Source organism: Collinsella aerofaciens ATCC 25986, from assembly GCF_964237925.1.
GTDB lineage: Bacteria > Actinomycetota > Coriobacteriia > Coriobacteriales > Coriobacteriaceae > Collinsella > Collinsella aerofaciens_BJ.
In genome coordinates this window covers 21672-27977 of record NZ_CAXSKI010000025.1, presented here as the reverse complement: position 1 = coordinate 27977, position 6306 = coordinate 21672, and the positions used below count along the sequence as shown (strand labels likewise).

Here is a 6306-nt window from a genome sequence, read left to right as displayed (position 1 = left end):
CTTGCCCGTATCGTAGGCAATGCGCCGAATGCTCGCCATCGAAATTTATCGATGGCCTATTTCAGACTGTAATGGGGTAGTTCTGTAGAGAATACCGTTGCCGCCGGTAACCAAGCGGTCGTAAAGACGGCTGCCCAGCTGGCCGAGGAGTCGGCAAAGCAGCTCAAGGACGCTCAGGCCGCCTACGATGCCGCCCAGAAGAAGGCCGACGCGGCGGGCCAGTCTCAAAAGCAGGCGCAGCAGCAAAAGAGTCAGGCCTCGCAGGCCGTGACCGATAACGCCGCCGAGCAGAACGAGGCCGAGGTAGCCGCGCTTCAGGAGAAGATTGACGAGCTCAAAGCCGCCGTCGAAAAGACCGAGCAGCAGCAGAAGAAGCTGGGCGACCTGAACGATCAGCTCGAACAGGCCAACAAGAGTGTCGAGGATAAGACCCAGGCGCTCAAGGACGCCAAGGCAAAGCAGGATGAGGCCAAGAAGGCCCTCGATGATGCCCAGGCCAAGCTCGAGGCCATGGGTATGGACGAGTACGAGGCCGCCAAGAAGGCCGTCGAGGACGCACAGGCAAAGCTCGATGACGCCAATAAGGCCGTTGCTACTGCACAGGCCAATCTGGACCAGGCCAAGGCTGCCGAGGCTAGCGCCCAGCAGGAAAAGAAGGACACTGAGGCCGCTCTGACGACTGCCCAGGCCAAGAAGCAGGAGACTGCCGCTGCTCTCGCAGCCGCAACCACCGCGCGCGATAACGCCCAGCAGAAGTTCAACCAGGCGCAGGCCGCGCTCGATGCTGCCGTCTCGGGTACGGGTGTTGACCTGAGTGCGCTTGAGGCCGCCAAGATCGCTGCTGCTGGTGAGCTCAAGACCGCGCAGGCGGAGCTCAATGCCGCGACGGATGCCGACGCCACCGCACAGACAAATCTGCAGGCCGCCCAGGCTGCCGTCGCTGCCGCGCAGGAGAAGGCCAACGCCGCCAACGCTGCTGTGGCATCTGCCCAGTCTGCATACGATGCAGCAAACAAGGAGTACAAGGACGCGGCCAGTAAGCGTGACGCCGCGAAGACGGCATACGAGCAGGCCCAGCAGACCGAGGCCGACAAGAAGGCTGAGTACGATAAGCTTGTCGAAGTTCGCAAGCAGAAGCGCAGCGAGTGGGAGGCAGCCTGCGCCGCTTCGAACGCCGCGGAAAAGGCTTATGACGCTGCTAATGCCCAGGTTGAGGCTCTTGAGCAGCAGATTGCAGACCTAAAGTCCAACATGACCGTTGACCAGGAAGTCATCAATAAGGGCATGCTCGGCTTTATGGCCTACATCAGCAACAGCAGCGATTTCACCGCCCAGCAGAAGTCGAATGCAAGTACCGCCGCGTCGATGCTCATGGGGACGACAGAGAAACAGGACTGGTATGACAAGTACGTCGATCAGGACATGTCTCGCGACACCAATCCGCTCTCCTTGGAGCAGATGCGTAACGCCCTGACCTACCTCGATACCCAGAACAACCTCCGCAAGGCGAACGGCCAGTCTGAGCTTAGCGTCAGCCTCCGCATGACTGCGGCAGCCGCCCTCAATACATCATATTCATCGAACATCTGGGGACACTCGAACTGCTATTTCGATCAAGGTGAGAATCTTGCAGGCGGCGGCGGGGCATACACCGGAGGCGAGACCGAGGATACGCTTGGCTGGCCATATACCGGTCTCTACACCCAGGAGAAAAAGGCGTTCGATAAGTACGTCGAGCAGTATGGTGACGCACTTGGAAGCCATCGATATGATTCCTACTATATCTACCAGCACTACAACAGCATCTACCATGAGTGCGGGCACTATCTAAACATCATCGATGCCGGCGCGAAGGCTATCGGCATCGCGACCGGTAGCGGTAAGAATACCGATTCCGAGGTAACCGTTTTCGACTATAGCGGGAGCACGGGGCAGAAGGATTTCACTGTCTCCGAGTTCAAGAAGCTCGTGAACGACTACATCGACTCTGCCTATAACGCTGGCGGCACGCAGGCGCAGAAGGCGCAACTCAAGGAGCTCCAGAGCAAGCTCGCCGAGGCGCAGAAGAACTTTGGAACTACTAGGGAAGCTTACTTCGCAGCTGTAAACGGGCAGGATGCCGCCCAGGACGCTTTCACCGCAGCAGATGTGAACGTGAACACCGCCAAGGGCGAGTACGAGAAGGCTAAATCCAGCACCGCCGCCGCGAAGACGGCATACGATGCCGCCGAAGCCAAACTCAAGGGTATCGACGTCAAGACGCCCCAGACCAAGCTCGAAGCCGCCAAGGGCGAGGCCGCTACTGCCCAGGCAGCTCTCGATAAGGCAAACGCCACGCTTGCTGACAACAAGACGAAGGCAGCCGATGCCGCTGCTCACAAGGCGAAGGCTCGCAGCGCCCGCGATGCCGCCAAGGCAAAGTCCGAACAGGCCAATGAGGCGTATGACAACGCTACCGCTTCGGTCAAGGACCTTACCGCCAAGTGCGATGCCGCCAAGACGGATCTTGCGAACAAGCAGGGCTCGCTTGACGAGGCCAAGAAGGCCGACGATGCCGCCCAGGCTGGTGTAGACAAGGCCCAGGCCGCAGATGTCCAGGCCGCGACTGCTCTTTCGGACGCCAAGCAGGCGGTTGCCGCCAAGGCGCAGGCTGTGTCCGACGCGCAGACCAAGGCCAAGGCTGCCGAGGGTGAGCTGGCTACCGCGAACAAGGCCTTCGAGCGCTTCGCCGGCGCCCAGAAGGCGGTCGACGACGCCAAGGCCGCCTATGACGCTGCCGTCGCCGGTGTCGCCGATGCCCAGAAGCAGCTCGAGGCCGCCAACGAAGCCGTCGTCGATGCGAACTTCGAGATCGTCAAGGCCAAGGCTGAGCTTGCCAACGACGAGGCACTCAAGGCCGATCTTGAGGCTGTCGACCACAAGGCATCCCTTGCCGCGGGCACGACGGGCAACGAGAAGCTGGTCAAGCTTAACGCTGCCTACGCTCGCTATAAGGCCGCCGTCGATGCCGCCGCTGGCCTCAAGGCTGCTCTGAGCGATGCCGATGCCAAGCTGTCCGATGCCAACGACGCCTATGCCGCCGCGCTTGCCGAGTTTGGCGATGCCAAGGATGCCCTGGCTGCCGCGCAGGCCGAGTACGACAAGTATCATCCCAAGGCTGAGCCGCAGGCCAAGGCTCAGGTTGCGCAGGCTGCTGCAAAGGCTCCTGTCGCCAAGAAGAAGGCAACGTCGGCCGCGCTCGCCCAGACTGGCGACAATTCCGCTCTTGCGGGCGAGGTGTTCGTCATCGGCGGTATCACCCTCGTGGCCGCTGGTGTGACGCTGAGCGATCGTCGTCGCAAGCAGATGTAGCGTTTCGAGCGTAGTTTCTGCAACGAACTTCAATTCATAACGGGACCGTCTCGTTAGCCAAACGATAAGGCCGGCGCGCTGTCATACGCAGCGCGCCGGCTTTTCTTTGCGGTGGTATCAAAAAGCTCGGTCGGTAGCCGCGAAAGCTGCCGACCGAGCAAATCGTAGACAATATGGTTGCTGTCGAGCAGCTGCTCAGCTTAGCCCAGCAGGCTCAGACCCACGGAGACAAACGCCAAGATAACGCCGACGATAGACTCGCCACCGAGCAGGCCGCTGGCGACAACCAGACCCTGCTCCTGGAAGGCGGCATCCTTGGCGGCCTTCTCCTCGTCTGAAAGACCGGCGGCGGCGTCGCGGCGTGCAGCCCACTTGTCGTAGGCGAGCTTGACGCAGGAGCCCAAGAAGGCCGTGAGCGACATGTAGAACGGCAGGTATACGCCCAGACCGATCATCATGGCCGGAATGCCGAGCCAGTACATGACGATGCCGGCGATAAAGCCGCCTGCGAACCACGGCACGCTCGGGATGCCCGAGACCATGGTGGCGACGACGCTTGCCTGCGCGGCAACGAAGCTCTTGTCGGGGCCGAAGGCGTCCGGACCATAGGCGGTGACGAGCGCGACCATCACAGCGGCGGCGACCAGGGCACCCACGATGCCGCCGATGGCCTGGCCGACCCACTGTGCGCGCGGGTTGGTGCCCAGCACGGCGCCGGCCTTAAAGTCGTTCATGACGTCGCCCGCAAGGCCGCACGCCACGGCCACGATGCCGGCGATAAAGAACAGCTTGACCTGCGCGAGCTGCGCGAAGGCAGCCACGATGAGCATGACGATGAGGCCAAAGATCTCCATGGGGTCGATACCCGTCTGCCCGCAGCTCTGCGCACTCATGATGGTGGTGACAAAGGTGAACAGCGTGACGATGACGGCTGGAACGGGACCAAGGTCGAGCGCGATGGCGACGATCACGGCGATGGCGGCGGCGCCCAGGCCGATGATGCCGGCGTCGAGCTTAAGGGAGCCCGAGATGAGCGACTGCTCGTCGGTGTCGGTGGAGCTGTCGGCGGCGAGGCCGCGGACGATACCGGCGACCTGCGGCAGGATGTCCTTGAGGACGACGGCGACGCCAAAGCCCATCATGAGGCCCATACCCAGGGACTTGACGATGCCCTGTGCGGTCATAACGTCAAACAGACCGGCAGCGGTGCCGCCGACGATGATGCCAAAATTGCCCAGCAGCGCGCCGGCAAACCAGAACGCGACGGGGGCGAAGCCCACCAAAAAGCCGATGGACAGCAACATGGGCGAGTTGTAGATGGCAAAGGTCACGCCGGGGATATTGAGCGTGCACAGCATGCTGGGCACCACGCCCAGGGCGTCGCGAAGCACACTGAAGATGCCTGCGATGGCCATGGAGCCAAAGAGCTGCTTGCCGGTCTTGCCGCCGGCCTCGGTGGCGCGCAGGGTCTGAGCTGCGGCGTTGCCGGTGGGGAACTCGAGCGCGGCGTCCACGATAAAGTGACGGTGGATGAGCGCTGTCGCCAGAAGGCCCAAGATGGTGCCGGCGAGCGCCACGATAAACATGTCGAGCCAGCTGATCTGGTCGGCATAGCCCAGCATCCAGGCGCCCGGGATGGTAAACGCCAGGCCGCCGGCGACCATGGCACCTGCGGACATGATGGTGTGGGTGACGTTTGCCTCGTTGAGGCTGGCGTTGCCCATGAGCTTAAGAAAGAACAGCGAGATGACGGCAGCGAAGACGATCGGCCAGGGGAGTGCGCCCATCTTGAGGGCGGTGTAGGCCGAGCTCGCCGTGATGATCACGCAGCCAAGGACGCCGATGACGACGCCGCGCAGCGTGAGTTGACCGCGCATCGAGGTGCGGTTCGAGGGATTGCTCATATAGAACTCCTTTGCGTATATCCGCTTCCCCCGGGAGCGCCGCTACGGATACGGCGCGGGAAGTCGGGTTACCAAGGGCCGTCGCGTGAGCTCGCGCACGACCGCGCACCAGTATAGCCGCAAGGCAGCCATTTTGGGATGACTGGTTTAGGTAGGCGATATACTGCTGGACAGACGAAAGGAGTGCCGACGATGCTTAATGGGTGCGCATATATATTGACGGTCGACGTGGGCAACACGTTCATTCGCTTTGGCCTGTTTGCCGAGGATTCGGCCGCGGCGCAGGAGCGCCCGCTCGCGGCGTGCGAGGTCACGACTCCGGCCCGCATTACGGCCGACGAAGCGCGCATGCGACTTGTGCAGGTCATGGGCGCGCTCGCCGCCGATGCAGGTGTGCCCGGGGTGCTCGTGCCCGCCGCGGCCGTGCTGAGCTGTGTGGTCCCGGCGCTCGAGCGCCCATGGAAGGCAGCACTTTCCCGTACCTGCACGGGGCGCGTGCTCACCGTGGGGCCGGGCCTCAAGACCGGCATACCCGTGCACTACGATGACCCGGCCGAGATCGGTCCCGACCGCATCGCCGACGCCGTGGCTGCCCGCGCCGTCTACGGCTCGCCGTGCATTGTGATCGACCTGGGCACCACGACCAATATCGAGGTCATCGACGCACACGGTACCTTTGTCGGCGGTGTTATCGCGCCGGGGCTGGCGCTCGGCGCCCGTTCGCTCTCGGCCGCTGCGGCGCGCCTGCCTCAGGTTGAGCCCTCGGCGCCGACGCACGTCATCGGCCGCAACACGCGTGAGGCCATGCGCTCGGGCGTGGTTCTGGGCGAGGTGGCCCGCATCGACGGCATGCTCGATATGGTGCTCGCCGAGATGCGTGCGACCAAGGCGGCGGGGGAGGGCAGCGTGCCCATCGTCATTACCGGCGACGATGCCGAGGCGCTTGCGGCCCTTGTCGGTCATAGCCTGACGGTCGATGACGCGTTGACGCTTCGGGGTCTGGCCGAGCTCTACCACATCAATCAAAAGCCCCGTCGCGCGTAGCGATGGG

The 6306-nt window shown here is 62.8% G+C and carries 3 protein-coding genes; 2 read left to right on the top strand and 1 reads right to left on the bottom strand.

Features of this window, described 5'->3' with window-relative positions; translation table 11 throughout:
• Positions 1-267 precede the first annotated feature (267 nt).
• A complete protein-coding gene (locus tag ACESWY_RS09705; protein ID WP_373093476.1) occupies positions 268-3351 on the top strand; it encodes a CAP domain-containing protein in 3084 nt (1027 codons plus the stop codon).
• 200 nt (positions 3352-3551) lie between these two features.
• Here the strand turns inward: ACESWY_RS09705 and ACESWY_RS09700 are convergent, their stop codons facing one another.
• The gene (locus tag ACESWY_RS09700) at positions 3552-5255 is read right to left on the bottom strand and encodes an OPT/YSL family transporter (protein ID WP_373093474.1); all 1704 of its coding nucleotides are present in this window, start codon (positions 5253-5255) and stop codon (positions 3552-3554) included.
• 192 nt (positions 5256-5447) lie between these two features.
• On the opposite strand from ACESWY_RS09700, the gene ACESWY_RS09695 reads away from it, so the two are divergent.
• A complete protein-coding gene (locus tag ACESWY_RS09695; protein ID WP_373093472.1) occupies positions 5448-6299 on the top strand; it encodes a type III pantothenate kinase in 852 nt (283 codons plus the stop codon).
• Positions 6300-6306 lie beyond the last annotated feature (7 nt).

Coding starts and splice junctions, on each gene's coding strand:
- ACESWY_RS09700 (WP_373093474.1), bottom strand. CDS start 5,255: ATGAGCAATCCCTCGAACCGCACCTCGATGCGCGGTCAACTCACGCTG.
- ACESWY_RS09695 (WP_373093472.1), top strand. CDS start 5,448: ATGCTTAATGGGTGCGCATATATATTGACGGTCGACGTGGGCAACACG.